This is a genomic window from Mucilaginibacter sp., assembly GCF_964263795.1.
GTDB lineage: Bacteria > Bacteroidota > Bacteroidia > Sphingobacteriales > Sphingobacteriaceae > Mucilaginibacter.
Window position 1 is genome coordinate 72876 of the sequence record NZ_CAXVWK010000016.1, and the last position, 15132, is coordinate 88007.

The following is a 15132-nucleotide window of genomic DNA, read 5'->3' on the forward strand; positions in this document are numbered from 1 at the left end:
TCTTAAATCTTTCGAACCTATGCCGACTTCCGGACTTTCGGATATTTTAATACCACCCTACTTAAAAAAAGGTGATAAGGTTGCCATAACCTGCCCGGCAAAAAAGCTGCCTTTCCCGATGACAGATGCTGTAAATTTGCTTACCACCTGGGGATTGGAAGTTGTACTTGGCGATACGGTAAACGCGTCTTATCACCAGTTTGCCGGGGATGACGACCTTCGTGCCAACGACCTGCAAAAATTCATCAACGACGACAGTATTAAAGCCATTTTTGCCGCACGGGGTGGGTATGGCACTATACGGATAGTGGATAAAGTTGATTTTTCGCCGCTTGCTCAAAACCCGAAGTGGCTGATAGGCTTTAGCGATATTACCCTGCTACACGCTCATCTGCTGGCTAATTTAGCTTTACCCTGCATCCACGGGCAAATGCCACTCAATATACCTGATGCATCTGCTTATTCGTTAGAAACGCTCAGGATGGCCCTATTTGGCGATCCGCTTGCCTACCAGATCGAACCAAATTCATTAAACCGTTTGGGTGACGGGGAAGGGATCCTGATAGGCGGCAATTTGTCGTTGCTCATCGCCATCAACGGCTCGGTATCTGACATGGATTATGCCGGCAAAGTGCTTTTTTTAGAAGACGTTGGCGAATATCTGTACGCGGTAGACAGAATGCTCCGCAGCCTGAAAAGAGCTAATAAGCTCAAAGATCTGGCGGGGCTGATTATTGGTGGCTTTACCGATTTGAAAGACAACGAGATCCCGTTTGGCCAAACGCTGCCACAAATGGTAATGGATGTGGTGGGAGATTATTCGTACCCAGTGTGTTTCGACTTTCCCGCGGGGCACTTGCCTAACAACTGCAGCCTGGTATTAGGCAAAAAAATAAAGCTGTCTGTTAAAACTCAACAGGTTAACATTAGTTATTAGTAAACACTAACAAAAATCAATATGGCATACTTAGGCAAATTAGGCAATCACCGCAATTTTGGGTTGCTTTTCATCAGGGTTGGTTTAGGTGCAATGTTTATGTATCACGGTTTCCCTAAACTGATGGGCGGGCCCGAGGGTTGGGCAGGCCTGGGTGCATCAACAAAATACGTTGGCATCACTTTTTTACCGGTAATGTGGGGCTTTTTGGCCGCGGTGGTCGAAACGCTTGGTGGCTTGCTTATCGCACTTGGCTTAATCTTCCGGCCAGTATGCCTGTTGCTGGTGATAAACCTTATTGTAGCCGCGGCTATGCACCTGGGCAAAGGGGATGGCATCAGCGGCGCAGCCCATGCAATTGAAGATGCTATTATGTTTGCCGGTTTATTTTTTGTTGGGCCTGGCAGTTATAGTTTGGATAAGAAATAAAAAAGCCGTTATAAAACACGGATATTAACCGACCCGTATCTATTTATTCAACTGCTCACCCAAACCGGCAAGGTAAGTTTCATCTATTTCACCGGTTTGCGCATCCATATATTCTTGTACTCGTTGCGCATCAGCAGCAAGCGCGCTTTTAATTGATTTTTTACGTAAAGAAATCCTTTGTGGTTGTCCTCCTGCTTTCGCTATATAATAAGTGTTTTCATCTACATATTCATCATAGTTGTTACCAGATGACGTAATACCATTTGTTACATAATTGGCTTTTATAAATCGTGTGCTAAGGTCTTTATAAATTGAATATTTATTACCAGATGTAATAACTGCAACAAACTTGTTAGAATTAATAGCCGCGTTATAAGCATAAGTGTAACTTTTACCCCCGTCATCAACCAGTGTAAAACTTTTTATTTGATTCTTATCAGCCAATAAAGCGTCACGGGTATTTCGACTAAATAAAAGACTCCCATCAATTTTATCATAGTTGCATAAGTAATCATTACTCTGTATAATAGAATCACTTTTTGTAATGGCAAAACCATGTACCCAAGAAACGAACAGGTAACGGCTACCCTTAACTGATTCAACCTGCTGCGTTCTGATACTTACGTTACCTAAGCTTGACGTGAAAAAACCAGATTGCTGCTTAGATTCGTCCGATATCATTTTTGACCCTACCATGGTTGTTTTAATCGTGTCCGCAGAGGCCATTGTTAAATCGATAGTTGAATTATTATCAATCTTTACAGCCTTATCTTTATGGTTCAAAGCACTTGCCAGTAGGATAGATGTTGGGTCGGCCTGTAAGGAATAAAAACCATTGAGATTGCTATAAGTGCCATAACTATGTTTCACATCACGTACAAATGCCATCGGTATTCCATTACCCTGTTGATCTTTAATGATACCGCTTATCACAGTTGTTTGGCCTAACGCAACACTACTCATTAATGCCATACACACGGCTACGCAAATTTTCCTCATAATTATCTGATTGAAAACGTAAGTTAACTATAGTTTAAAACGATAGCAACCTCTATGTAAATTAATAACAAAATTGTTACCGTTCTTAAATACAACGTAAAATTAATCTGTACGCATGATCCGAAAATTAAAAAACCGCCGATAGCTAACGCTCGGCGGTTTTTTAATTATATAAGTAAGGATTAATCTACATCCCAAAATATCCTTGTATCAAATATGTTCGCGATAGCCGGAACGTTTGATGGATTGGCATTAAGCTCATTTTGAGGATAAGGCAACCTGACAGGACGTTTGCCTGGACCAGCCTGACTATTCGTTGGGATAGGATTTCCTGTAGGATATCCAGTCCTTCTATATTCATTCCAAGCTTCAATACCGTTGATACCATTTAGCGACAACCATTTTTGCGTACCAATAGCAGCAAGTTTGTCATTAGTGCTAGTTGCAAGGCTAAAGTTAATCAGTGGATTAGTACTTGTTGAATAGTATGCTTGTGCTTGCGCTGCAGTTAAACCTAATACTTTAAACGATTCTTCAATACCCGCGTTGTATAACGCTTGAGCATTCCCAGTTGTATAACCTCTCACAACTGCTTCAGCTTGTAAGAAATAACTTTCTGATGCGGATATTAAATATGCCGGTGTGGCGAAACCTGAGTTTGCTGACGTTTTCAATATACCAGGGCCAACCGGAGACAAATCGTTTGACCGGTTGCCCGTTGATGCTGTTGAACCTGCCACAACTCCCTTATATACAGTAGGGATATTTGGAGTAGGTCGGTACAGTTGGGCCAGACGTGGATCGTTAGTTGTAGTTAAGAAATTAATCGCAAAAGCGGTACCTCTTGTAGCCTGATAATTACTTGTTGTAGCTCCAGTAGCAGAAAACCCAATAGAGGCATAGATAGGGCTAAACTCACCTGACTGATTGAAATAACCCGGGTTAGCTGCAGCATTCTGGCCTGCACCTAGATATGCTGCACCGTTTAAAGATGTAAAACCTGAGGTTACTTGTGATGCCCTTGAAGATACACGTGACTGACGAATCAAAACCCGTAATTTAAGTGTATTTGCAAAACGCTTCCAGTTATCCATTTCTGTTGCTGTAGATGACCCAAAAACGATATCATTTGCTCCTGGTTTGATGGCATTGTTGTCAATAGATGCTATACCATCATCGATTAACTTAATCACATTATCATAAACAGTAGTTGCCGGGTCGTACTTCGGATTTAATACAGCTGTACCTTTCAATGCATCAGTAAATGGAACATCGCCCCAAAGATCTACCAGCAACTGGAAATCATATGCTTGCATAATTTTTCCTATAGCCACATAGTTCTTTAAAGTAGGATCGCTATTGGCTGTAAGATATTGCAAGTTCTTTAATGAATTTGCATATAAATTGGTCCAAACAGCGTCATAAGTTCCTGGGGTAATGGTGTAGGTTTCCTGAGGAATATAGAATAAAAAGTCTGGCGCTTGACCCCAGTTGCCGCTAAGTAAGTTACCTAAAACGTTAAGTGTGCCATTTACTTGTGTGCCAGCGACATTGATCGCATTAGGCAGTATTAAAGCCGGCGTACTTGTTGTTGGGTTGTTGGGACTTGTATTGACATTTAAGAAGTCCTTTTCACAACTTGAGGTAAAAGTAGCAATAGCTGCTACAAGTAATCCTCTAAATATATATTTATTTTTCATTTCAATTTAAATAATGGGTTAAAACGTTGCTTTAAGATTGATACCAAAAGTCCTCGTAGAAGGTGTGTTGATATACTCGCGGCCTTGATTTCCACTTCCGAAGATGCTTGCATCCGGGTCAATGAACTGGTTTGATTTTGGCGTCCAAAGTAAAATGTTTGAACCAGATAATGCGATAGAAGCATTTCCAAATGGCGTATGATCTAACAAGTTCTTAGGCAATTGGTATTCTAAATAAATTTGTCTTAATTTCAGGTAAGCAGCATCAATTACACTGGTTGATGCAACCTGGTTGTAAACACTATACCAGAAATCAAATCCACCATCTGCAGTTTTTAATGTAGTGTTTGGTGTAAAACTTCCATCAGCATTTTTGATTACTGAATTAGGGAATACAAACGGCTCTCTGTTATACTGAGTAGTAACCGGTGTTGAACCCGTAAAGATCATATTATTGGCAGTACCAGAATAAATTACGTTACCTGTACGATAGTCAAGTACCGTGTTTAAAGAAAAGCCTTTGTATGAAAACGTGTTAGAAAAACCAAAAATGTGTTTAGGGTTAACCTGTCCTAAAAATTGGTTTTGAGTACTGTTTTTCAATGGATTACCATTAGCACCAACTATAACGCGTCCTTTTTCATCTCTTTGCCAGTCAGAACCATATAAAGTAGGGAATTGCTGACCTACGTAAGCAACCGGAACTGGATCGCCAGAACCTAACGCAAACAATTTGTTATCTTGGTATAAAGATTTAACCTTGCTATCGTTATGGCTATAGCTCAACGTGAAATTCCATCCAAATCCATTACGGTTACTAAATGGTTTACCCCGCAAAGCAACCTCAATACCTTTGTTCTCAATTTCACCGGCGTTTAATGTAGCACCCGTGTAACCTGTTGAAGTTGCGGTAGTTACAGTAACAATTTGATTTGTACTGTTAGTTTGGTAACCTGTTACCTCCAACCCAATCCTGTCGTTGAAGAAGGCCAGTTCAGTACCAACTTCATACGATGTGGTAAATTCAGGAGCTAAGTCTGGATTCGGGAATGTGTTCCCTAAACCAAATGAAGCTAATGAACCATAAGGAAAACCGCCTCCTCTACCAAATGTTGGCACTAATGAGTAAGGATTAGCGTTCTGTCCTACCCGTGCATAGCTACCTCTAATTTTGGCAAACGACAATATATCGTTGTTCTTTAAAGAAGGGATAGACTCTGTTAACAAGTAACTTAAGCTAACTGATGGGTAAAAATAAGACCTTTTGCTAACTGGAAGGGTTGATGATCTGTCGTTTCTTAAAGTAGCATTTAAAAATAAATATTTCCTAAAGTCGACGGTTAGATCTCCGGCAAATGAATACCTCCGTTGTAATGTATAGTTTTCAAAACCACCTAATTGACCAACAGCGTTGTTTAAGTTGAAGAATCCTGGGATAGCTATTGCCGATGCAGAGGTTTCTAAGTTACGAACGCTTGTTTGATAAACGTTGTTTAACAAAATTAACGTTGTTGAGAAATCTTTATTGATATCTTTTTTGAATGTCAATAACAGGTCGGAGTTTAACACCCTTTCGCTGATGTTATCTTCAATTATAGAACCAGTAGTAGAAGTTGGGCGCTGCGTAGGATTAATTACGTTTAATCCATAAGTAGTTCTTTCAAACGTTTGCTTCCTGTTATCAGATGATATATCGGTACCCAAACGGTAAGTTATATTTAACCATTTGAAAGGATCGTAACCAGCCTGGAATGTTCCGATTACACGGTCAAGCGAACTATTGAACCTGTTATTTTCTAAAGCGTAGTAAGGGTTAGGGTAATAGCCATCAAAAAAACCATCAGGCGATGCGAATGGATTATTTCTCCAGTCTTTGTAGTTTTCTAACGGAATTTGACGGCTAACGTTCAATACTGCCTGGTAAGCACTTGATGCACCACCTGTACCCTGAAAAGAAGTGTTAGTGATGTTACGGTTGTATTTAATACTACCGCCTACATTAAACTTATTTGATAACTGGGCGCTACCATTAATGCTTACTGTATTACGACGGAACTTATCCAAGGGAATAACACCTTTTTGCTCCACATCAGAGAATGATCCGTAAAACGATGTTTTATCAGTACCACTTGCAAATGAGATGGAATTTTGGAAATTCTGTCCTTTGTTAAAAAAGTCTTTCGCATTATTTGGCTGAGCTTTATAATCAATGGTGTTTGTCAAACCATTGATTACTGGGCCTGACTGTACTTTTGTATTACCAGTAGGGTCTAATCTTGGGCCCCAGTTGGTATTTTCAATTGGGTCGTACTCGCCGTTGTAACCAGAACCAAAATCATTTTGTAAAGTTGGTAATTTTTGAACTTGGTCAACAAGGTAAGATGATGAAAAATTTATTTCAGTCTTCTTTTTACGGTTTTTACCGTTTTTAGTAGTAATAACAATTGCACCGTTAACACCTAATGTACCATATAATGCAGCGGCGTTGGGGCCAGGCAATACAGTAGCCGACTCGATATCGTCTACGTTGATGTCACCAATACGGCTACCAACATCAACAGTGTTAGATGTATTGTTAGATGGCAAATTGTTAGAGTTGCTAACAGGGATACCATCAACAACAAATAAAGGCTGAGCATCTTTACTAAAAGAACGCTGCCCACGTAACGTAACGCGTACTGCAGAGTTTACACCACCCGATGAGCGGACAATCTGTAAGCCTGGTGCTTTTGACGTTAAACCGTTAAGTAAGTTAGAGCTGTGAGTAGCGGCAATATCATTACCAGAAACTGTAGCTGTTGCAGCACCTAATGATGCAGGCGCACGAGTAATACCAGCAGTTGTTACCACAACTTCCTCTAATTGTCTTGCTGAAGTGTTCAAAACAATGTTAATTACAGATGATTCTCCAACAGAACGCTCAGCAGTTGTAAAACCAATTGATGCGAATACTAATGTTGAACCACTTGGCACGCTTAAGGTATAAGCGCCTTGTGCGTTGGTTTGGGTACCGATTGTTGTACCCTTCACCCGTACTGTTACTCCGGGGATAGTCAAACCATCATCTTTGGCTGTGACTGTACCGGTAACTGTACGATTTTGTGCATAAACCTGGGTTATGCATAACACCAGGAAACACAAACTTACGAGTAGAAGTTTTTTCATGTTTGTTAATAATAAGATCAGTTAATAGTTAATTAATCATAAAAGTAATGTTTGGTTATTAACAAATCAAATAATTTCAAAAAAAATCCACCTTTTTATTAAAAATATTTCATTTATAAACAAAAAATGAAATTATTTAGTACTATGTATTGCATAATACATTTTTAAACACATATCTTTGCATTATGATTGTTGAAAACACACAAACCCAAATGAGGAAAGGCATACTGGAGTATTGCATTCTTTCTGTAATTGCAAAGGGCGAGATATATGCTTCAGACATAATTGCTGAATTAAAGAAAGCTCGTTTGCTTGTTGTTGAGGGTACGTTATACCCGCTATTGACCCGATTGAAGAACAACGGCTTGCTTGCCTACAACTGGGTAGAGTCGACGTCCGGCCCGCCGCGGAAATATTATGTATTGAGTGACGAAGGCCGTAAAGTGCTGGAGCAGCTGGACGGTACCTGGGAAGAGCTCTCATTTGCCGTTCAAACCGCAATTGGCCACAGAAAAAATTAACGATACCTAAAAATTTACCACCATCATGAATAAAACTATCATCATAAATATGAACGGCATCATTTTCCACATTGAAGAGGATGCCTACGAGATACTAAAAGCGTATATGACCGAAGTGAAACGCCACTTCATGAACTCGGCCGATAGCCTGGAAATCACCACGGATATTGAGAACCGTATAGCCGAAATGTTCAACGATATGCTGCTGCGCGAAGGCAAGCAGGTAATTATTGAACAGGACGTTAAAACTGTTGTTGAACAGATGGGTTCAGTTAAAGATTTTGAGGTTGATGACGAAGGTACAAGCGCCGCCGCAGACCCGGGGTTGAATTACTCATCATCAAGCCGTAGGCTGTTCCGCGATCCGGATGACCACCTTATTGCAGGTGTATGTTCGGGCATAGCAAACTACTTTGATTTTAGTCCGATTTGGGTGCGTTTGCTTTTCGCGCTTTTTGTTGCCATAGGCGGGTCGGGTTTGATACTATATATTATACTGTGGATAGTTGTGCCTAAGGCTATTACGCGTGCTGACCGGATGGCTATGAAAGGCCAGAAGTTGAATTTGCAGGGGTTCAAAAGTAACTTTGAAGAAGAGTTGAGCGCGGTTCATGGCAAACTATCGGATTTTGGCAATGAAGCACGGCCCCTGGTGTACAAAACCCGCGATTTTGCAGGCGATTTTGCCAACCATCTGGGCAAGTTTTTGGGCAGCACGGGAAAGGTGGTCGGCAAACTTGTCGCCATACTTATCTTGATAGCGTGTTTTGGTAGCATCATAGCCATGATCATTGGTATAGTAATGGCCTTTGCCTTTAATGATATTGGCATCTACAACATATTTCCATTTAATATAACCAGTTACGAGGTAAACAAGATTTTCTTTGTGTGTCTTATTCTGTTGGTGATCATTCCGCTGCTGGCTATTATATTCACCATTTTGCGTTTAGTATTTAACTCCAGAAGTATCTCGCGTACTATCGGATCAACTTTATTGCTAAGCTGGATTGTTGCGTTAAGCGTTGTAATCTATTATGCAGCGAAGATCTCGTCTGAATTTAGAGTTGGCGCCGGTTTTAGCCAGACTGTGACCCTGAAACCGGTGGCAGACAGCACTTATCATTTAAAGCTTAACGATCTGAAATATTTAAGCGCAGATGACAGTGTGCGCCTGCAAATCAAAGAGAGCTTTAAAGGCCGGATAATTTTAGACGATGATGACGATAATAATTCAAACATGCCGGATAAAAACATTGATATTCTTATTGAAAGAAGTGATGTTGCACAGCCTGTATTAGTTGAATCGTTCACTGCTCGTGGCCGAGATTATGAAGACGCCTTATCTAACGCCCGTAACATCACTTATCATTTTGAGCAAGACGGAGCTTCACTTAAATTTAATCGCAGGTTAGAAAGGTCAGACAAAAGGTATTGGCGTGCTCCGGGTTTAAAGCTAACGCTAAAAATCCCCATGAATTACAAGGTTGTGATTGAAGATGGCGTAGACCGCTTTGTACGTGATATTGATACCTGGAATTGCAAAGATGACAATCATACAGACGACTTAAGCAAAGTGAAATTCATTATGACCAACAACGGATTACAATGCAAAATTGACACACTTGTGTTACCCAAATCAAATAAGCCGCTTGCCAAAGACAGCGTTGTAACAGAAGAATAATAACACAACTACTGACTAGTATAAGCCTGCTGATGATCAGCAGGCTTATACTAGCGGTTTGCCACGGACGGTTTAAAAGCTTAGCACCACCAATACCCCCGCAATGCAAACTTAGACGAAGGGTTATATTCATGAAACATTTAAATTATAGCTTTTCGTGTAGCTGCAAGTGGTTATTTAGTATTAATTTTTAAAGTCGGTGTAACCTTTGCAGGGGTTACTGCATCTTATCAATATAATAACTGCCTCGGCAAACATATACACACTACTAAAAGATACAGGGTATGCATAAATCCATCCACATCTAAAAATTAGCCGGCCGGTTTCCACCGGTAATTATTAACAATTTTACAGGTCTTAAAAAACGAAGGGTAACCTTCCATGGCCTTTTATTGCCTAAACCATACATCACATGAAACTCCTTAACACAAAAATACCCGCCTTCCTGCTCCTCGTTCTTATGATACTAACAGCATCAACATTTGCCCAGGCCCCAAAAGGTAACACTACGGTAAGCGGGACACTGCAAACCGACGCCGGTAAACCGCTTGATTACGCAACCGTTACTTTGCTTCGCGCTAAAGACTCATCGGTAGTTAAAGGCACTTTAAGTAACGATGCCGGACGCTACATCCTGGATCATATTCCCGCAGGCAGATACATTATTGCAGCAACAAACATGGGCTATCAAAAAAGCAGTAGCAGCGCTTTTGACGTTAATGCTACACAAGGCACCATTACCATACCTGCCATAAAAATGGTTGCCGCCAGCCGCAACTTGCAGGCCGTAACCATCACCGCTGCAAGGCCATTGATAGAGCGTAAGCTGGACCGCACCGTAATGAATGTGGAGAACAGCGTTTTAGCTGCTGGCAATTCAGCATTGGAGATTCTGGAACGTGCGCCGGGTGTAACCATAGATAAAGATGACAACATCAGCCTGAAAGGCAAACAGGGGGTTACAGTGATGATAAACGATAAACTTACCTATATGTCCGCATCGCAGCTGGCTACTATGCTGAAATCTACCGATGGCTCAACAATTCAATCTATAGAGATCATTACTAACCCATCTGCAAAATATGATGCATCGGGCAACTCGGGCATTATCAACATTAAGCTAAAGAAAAACAAGATGAGCGGCACAAACGGCAGTGTCACAGCAAATGCATCATACGGCAAAAACTTCAGGGACAATACCAGCCTTACGCTAAACCATAAGCAAGGTAACTTGAATGTGTTTGGAACGTTGAGTCGCGGCGATATTAACCGCGAAAACAACATCGATATTGACAGGGTGATAGACAGCGCTGCAAGCAAAACCTATTTTAAGCAAAACACCTCTATGCTTAATCACGTCCATTATAATAACTATCGGGTTGGGGCTGATTATAACACCTCTAAAATAAATACAGTAGGCTTTGTGGTAAACGGCGATTACACCAACGAATACAATGATAACAAGAGCACTACCTTTTTAGGCAAAACGCCGGCCGCTAATGATGCCTATCAAAATACATTTACAGATATGCTGCAAACCTACGGCAGTGTTTCTGCAAACCTTAACGACAAATGGCAAATAGATACTGCGGGGCAAGAGTTAAGTGTTGACCTTGATTATTCTAAGTTTAAAAACAATTCAAACGCCAAATACGACACCTATTTTTACCGCCCCGATGGCAGTAACCTAATGGCACCATTATTTTTACGCAACCAAACGCCTTCCAATATTACCATATACACTCAGAAAGCCGATTACGCATTGCCATTAAGCAAAACGGTTAAATTTGAGACTGGTGTGAAATTCAGTTCGGTTAAAACAGATAATGACCTGCAGGCACAGATCAACAACGGAACCACTTTTGTTAATGACACCAGCCGAACCAACCGCTTCATTTATGACGAACGGGTTAGTGCAGGCTATATTAACCTGAGCAAAACGTTCAAAAACACATCCATACAGGCCGGCTTGCGTGCGGAGCGCACTTCATCTACAGGGAATTTGATTACGCAAAGCCAGGTTGTGAAACGTTCTTACCTTGATTTCTTTCCAAGTGTGTTTATCAACCACACCCTGTCAGATAAGCATGAGGTTGGCGTAAGCTACAGCCGCCGTATAGACAGGCCGAATTATGACAACCTTAACCCATTCCGCTACTATCTTGACCAGTACACCTATGAGCAGGGCAACCCGTTTTTAAAACCGCAGTATACCAATACCTTTGAATTAAGTTATACATATAATAAAACCATTAACGTGACATTGGGATACAGCCGCACTACCGATGTAAGTGTCGAGGTATTGTTAACCGATTCTATTTCTAAAGCTACTTACCAAACACGGGCAAACCTGCAAAAACAAGATTCATACAACATCAATATCAACTCGCCTTATACCATTGCTAAATGGTGGACAGGTAACATAAACTTTAACGGTTTTTACAATGCGTTTAAATCCGACTCGCTGTTAGGTGGCACACTCGATAACAGCCAGATAGCCTTTAACGTAAGGGCAACCCAAACTTTTCTGTTTGGCAAAGGCTATAAGGCCGAGCTAAGCGCTAATTACCAATCGCCCCAGGCTTACAGCATCTTTAAATTAAGGCAGCAATACTCTGCAGATGCAGGGATAAGCCATTCCTATTTAAATAAAAAGCTAAATATTAAACTGTCCGTTACCGATATCTTTAACACCCGTCGTAACAATCTGAGTACGCGTTTTCAAAGTGTTAACCTGGATATCAGGCAAAAGAATGAAACCCGTTTGGGCCGATTAACTTTAACCTACAATTTTGGCAACAACAAGATCAAAGCCCGCCAGCACCAAACTGGTGCCGATGATGAAAAAGGCCGTGTAAAAAGCGGGGGATAAAAGCTTTCTATAAGTCTCCCCTCTGTCTGCTGGGGAGACTTTTGAGCACTTCTTAGCGGGAATTTGACAGCGGCTTACTGCCCAACCATAAACACCGCGTTACTAAACAGCAGCTTTCCGTTTTCCCAAAAGCTGCGGAATAACGGGTCATCTGTAAGATAAACAACCTGGCCACGGCCTATATTCTGTACGCCCAGTAGCATACCATTGGCTATTTTTTGCTTCGACCGGTAACCCGCGAAGCCCGATACGTAGCTGTCTTTTTTTACAGTGCCAACATTCCAATCGTCATCGCCCAACAGCTCGTAAATATCATCGCTTAATTTAAGTGAGTAATAATAATCTGGCAGGCCAAATGCAAGCGGATGGGTATTATCAATATTCAACTTGAAGATGGCGCCCGGAATACTGCCCGATATGGCATCACGCTCCCTGTCCCCGTATTTTTTAACAGTGAAGGCTTTTTCCTTAGCATCGTCCTTCTTGTCTTTATCTTCCTTATTTTTTAGAAACATACCTTTCTTTTCTGCCAGCAAAGAAACCGCGTTGTCAATGGCGATAAGCCGGCCGCCGTCGCGGATCCAGCTCTGCAGCTTTTCCGACGGGAAATCCTGATAGCGCCCGTCTGGGAAAATAGCAACATCAAAATCAGAAAGCTTGCCGCGGCCCATGTCCTGGTATCGCATTAAAGTTATAGGGTAATTAATTTGCTGTTCAAATAGATGCCAAACCTCGCCCATTGCTTCGGAGTTTACGCCATCGCCGGCAATTAATAAAACGCGCGGCTGCTTGATGAGATGGATAACATCCGACCCTATATCATTGCCCTTATCTACAAAGCCGGATGAAAGCGGCGTTAACTCATGCCCCATTTCGGCAGCGGTTTGGGTGACAATATGATCAAAGTCGACCCCGGTATTGCTCATCCGGGTAATAACCAATGACCCTGCGGTAAACTTCTTGCCGGCAGCCTCGAAGGGTTTATCAGTATAACGCACCTTAACGCCCTTTTTTAGCAAGGCGGCCAGGAAACGCACATCCGCAACAGACTGCCATGCCGAAACATAGGCATACGCCGATGTATTGGTAAGCACTTGTGGTTTGGCAATAGTCCAGCTGGTGCTTTGGGGTTTGTATGATTCTTTTAAGCCGTAGGTTTTAAGCCCGTATGCGAAGGGTAAGGCCCATGCAGTGATATCGTAAGTGGCCGAATCGGGAATGAAGGTGCGGGGCTCCATTAACACATGCAGCAATACTGACTTAGGCTGATAAGCGTTGATCACCAAATCATTCGGGCCAACGGTATACGCTTCTGTTTTACCGTTAAAATAATTATATCCTGTTACCGATCTTTTACCCAGGCCAAACCCATACTGTATGCCGTTACGGGCAAGCATTTTTGCCAGTAGATCTGTCTTTTCGTTATTGTCGTTCTTAACCACATAGGTTTTGTAATCGCCCGGTGGGTTTGTACGGCTGTTATCGTAAAACTTTTTAAACTCCTCTTTTAACCGATTAGCGTTTTCTGATGCAGTTTCGATAGTGCTGATACCGGTTGAGTGGTGATGCGCCACGCGTTGAACCAGTGTCAGCGTATCGCCGTTACGGGTTACCACCGCAAGGCCTCCGCTTATGCCACCCTGCTCATAGGTCATCCCGATAGAACCGCTATATAAAGGATAAGTGTCGCCGTATGACGGGTATAGCAGATCAAACTCCTGCTTGGTAAAATACATCCAGCCGTTCTTATCAAAATCTTTAGCGTTGTTTTTACCAATGGTCACCTGAATATCGCGCTGCCATTGGGTAATGTCTTTGTGGTAGGGCTCAGCAGCAGGTGCAAAGTAATAAGGCGCGTTAATGCCCTGCTCATGAAAATCGACATGTACCTGTGGCAGCCATTGGTTGTACAGGCCAACACGTGCCTGTGTTTCCTTTTGCGACTGCCACGCCCAATCGCGGTTCAGGTCAAAGTAATAATGGTTTACACGACCGCCCGGCCATGGCTCAGCGTGTTCCCTGGCGTACAGATTTACATCTGGCGCAATGCCTTTAACAGAGTTGTAAAAGTTTACGTAGCGGTCGCGGCCATCGGGGTTTAAACAGGGGTCTATCACCACCAGCGTATTTTTTAACCAGGCTTTGGTGCGGGTGTTAGCCGGGTCTACCATATCAAACAGCACCCACATTGCGGCCTCGCTTGATGCCGGCTCGTTGCCATGCACATTGTAGCTTAGCCAGGTAATTTCAGGCGCATTGGTCAGTGCAGGGCCGCTCTCTATCCCTGCTAAACGCAGGTTATTGTGGCGTATCTCTTCCAGTCGCCCAATGTTCTCGTCCGAGCCGATGAACATAGCCAGCAACGGCCTGCCCTCGTTAGTAGTGCCAAACTGTTGCAGCCGGGTGCTTTTTGCTGTTGCAGCTATATATTTAAAGTACTCGACAATTTTATGGTGCGGGGTATACTGCTCACCCGGTTTGTAGCCCAAAAATTGCTCGGGCGATTGGATGCTTTGCGCCATAGCAACGGAAGCAAAAAGAGATAAGATAAACAGAGCGCGTAATTTTTTTAACATACACAAACAGGTTGGCGGTAGTAAAAGCTAATATGCTCATTTTTTTTTGAATCTGCGGGCCGGTGATTCATGGCAGCTATAGCTTATATAAAATAAAAATATAATTTGGCTTAACAAAGGTTTACACTTTTTTACGGAAAAACGACTTAAATATTTGACCATCAAAAGGCTATGAAAAAGGTGGGTTAAGATGATTTGCCGCTGGTTGGGGCTATATTTACTCCCGGTCATAATTCCGCTATCATAATTTGT

General features: G+C 42.1%; 9 protein-coding genes. 5 read left to right on the forward strand and 4 right to left on the reverse strand.

The window, feature by feature from the left end:
• Positions 1–19 precede the first annotated feature (19 nt).
• Together ACE5CV_RS01770 and ACE5CV_RS01775 are read left to right on the forward strand one after the other, a co-directional pair.
• Complete coding sequence (locus ACE5CV_RS01770) at positions 20–937, forward strand: LD-carboxypeptidase (protein WP_374948432.1); 918 nt, start codon at positions 20–22, stop codon at positions 935–937.
• Between the two features lie 21 nt (positions 938–958).
• A complete protein-coding gene (locus tag ACE5CV_RS01775; RefSeq protein ID WP_374948433.1) occupies positions 959–1366 on the forward strand; it encodes a DoxX family protein in 408 nt (135 codons plus the stop codon).
• 39 nt (positions 1367–1405) lie between these two features.
• Here ACE5CV_RS01775 and ACE5CV_RS01780 read toward each other — a convergent pair whose 3' ends face one another.
• The 3 genes from ACE5CV_RS01780 to ACE5CV_RS01790 all read right to left on the reverse strand — a co-directional run bounded on the left by ACE5CV_RS01780 (position 1406) and on the right by ACE5CV_RS01790 (position 7230).
• Positions 1406–2338, reverse strand: coding sequence for a hypothetical protein (locus tag ACE5CV_RS01780; protein ID WP_374948434.1), 933 nt, complete (start codon positions 2336–2338; stop codon positions 1406–1408).
• 209 nt (positions 2339–2547) lie between these two features.
• Positions 2548–4065, reverse strand: coding sequence for a SusD/RagB family nutrient-binding outer membrane lipoprotein (locus ACE5CV_RS01785; RefSeq protein WP_374948435.1), 1518 nt, complete (start codon positions 4063–4065; stop codon positions 2548–2550).
• 18 nt (positions 4066–4083) lie between these two features.
• Positions 4084–7230: a SusC/RagA family TonB-linked outer membrane protein gene (locus tag ACE5CV_RS01790; RefSeq protein ID WP_374948436.1), complete on the reverse strand. Its 3147-nt coding sequence runs from the start codon at positions 7228–7230 to the stop codon at positions 4084–4086.
• Between the two features lie 185 nt (positions 7231–7415).
• On the opposite strand from ACE5CV_RS01790, the gene ACE5CV_RS01795 reads away from it, so the two are divergent.
• The 3 genes from ACE5CV_RS01795 (at position 7416) to ACE5CV_RS01805 (ending at position 12304) form a co-directional block, all read left to right on the forward strand.
• On the forward strand, positions 7416–7751 hold the full coding sequence (locus tag ACE5CV_RS01795) for a PadR family transcriptional regulator (protein ID WP_374948437.1): 336 nt from the start codon (positions 7416–7418) through the stop codon (positions 7749–7751).
• Between the two features lie 25 nt (positions 7752–7776).
• Positions 7777–9432, forward strand: coding sequence for a PspC domain-containing protein (locus tag ACE5CV_RS01800; protein WP_374948438.1), 1656 nt, complete (start codon positions 7777–7779; stop codon positions 9430–9432).
• A 412-nt stretch (positions 9433–9844) separates the two neighbouring features.
• Complete coding sequence (locus ACE5CV_RS01805) at positions 9845–12304, forward strand: TonB-dependent receptor domain-containing protein (protein ID WP_374948439.1); 2460 nt, start codon at positions 9845–9847, stop codon at positions 12302–12304.
• 74 nt (positions 12305–12378) lie between these two features.
• On the opposite strand, the gene ACE5CV_RS01810 is transcribed toward ACE5CV_RS01805, so the two are convergent.
• A complete protein-coding gene (locus ACE5CV_RS01810; protein WP_374948440.1) occupies positions 12379–14880 on the reverse strand; it encodes a M14 metallopeptidase family protein in 2502 nt (833 codons plus the stop codon).
• Between the last annotated feature and the right edge of the window lie 252 nt (positions 14881–15132).

Coding starts and splice junctions, on each gene's coding strand:
- ACE5CV_RS01785 (WP_374948435.1), bottom strand. CDS start 4,065: ATGAAAAATAAATATATATTTAGAGGATTACTTGTAGCAGCTATTGCT.
- ACE5CV_RS01810 (WP_374948440.1), bottom strand. CDS start 14,880: ATGTTAAAAAAATTACGCGCTCTGTTTATCTTATCTCTTTTTGCTTCC.
- ACE5CV_RS01805 (WP_374948439.1), top strand. CDS start 9,845: ATGAAACTCCTTAACACAAAAATACCCGCCTTCCTGCTCCTCGTTCTT.
- ACE5CV_RS01790 (WP_374948436.1), bottom strand. CDS start 7,230: ATGAAAAAACTTCTACTCGTAAGTTTGTGTTTCCTGGTGTTATGCATA.
- ACE5CV_RS01800 (WP_374948438.1), top strand. CDS start 7,777: ATGAATAAAACTATCATCATAAATATGAACGGCATCATTTTCCACATT.
- ACE5CV_RS01795 (WP_374948437.1), top strand. CDS start 7,416: ATGATTGTTGAAAACACACAAACCCAAATGAGGAAAGGCATACTGGAG.
- ACE5CV_RS01775 (WP_374948433.1), top strand. CDS start 959: ATGGCATACTTAGGCAAATTAGGCAATCACCGCAATTTTGGGTTGCTT.
- ACE5CV_RS01780 (WP_374948434.1), bottom strand. CDS start 2,338: ATGGCATTAATGAGTAGTGTTGCGTTAGGCCAAACAACTGTGATAAGC.
- ACE5CV_RS01770 (WP_374948432.1), top strand. CDS start 20: ATGCCGACTTCCGGACTTTCGGATATTTTAATACCACCCTACTTAAAA.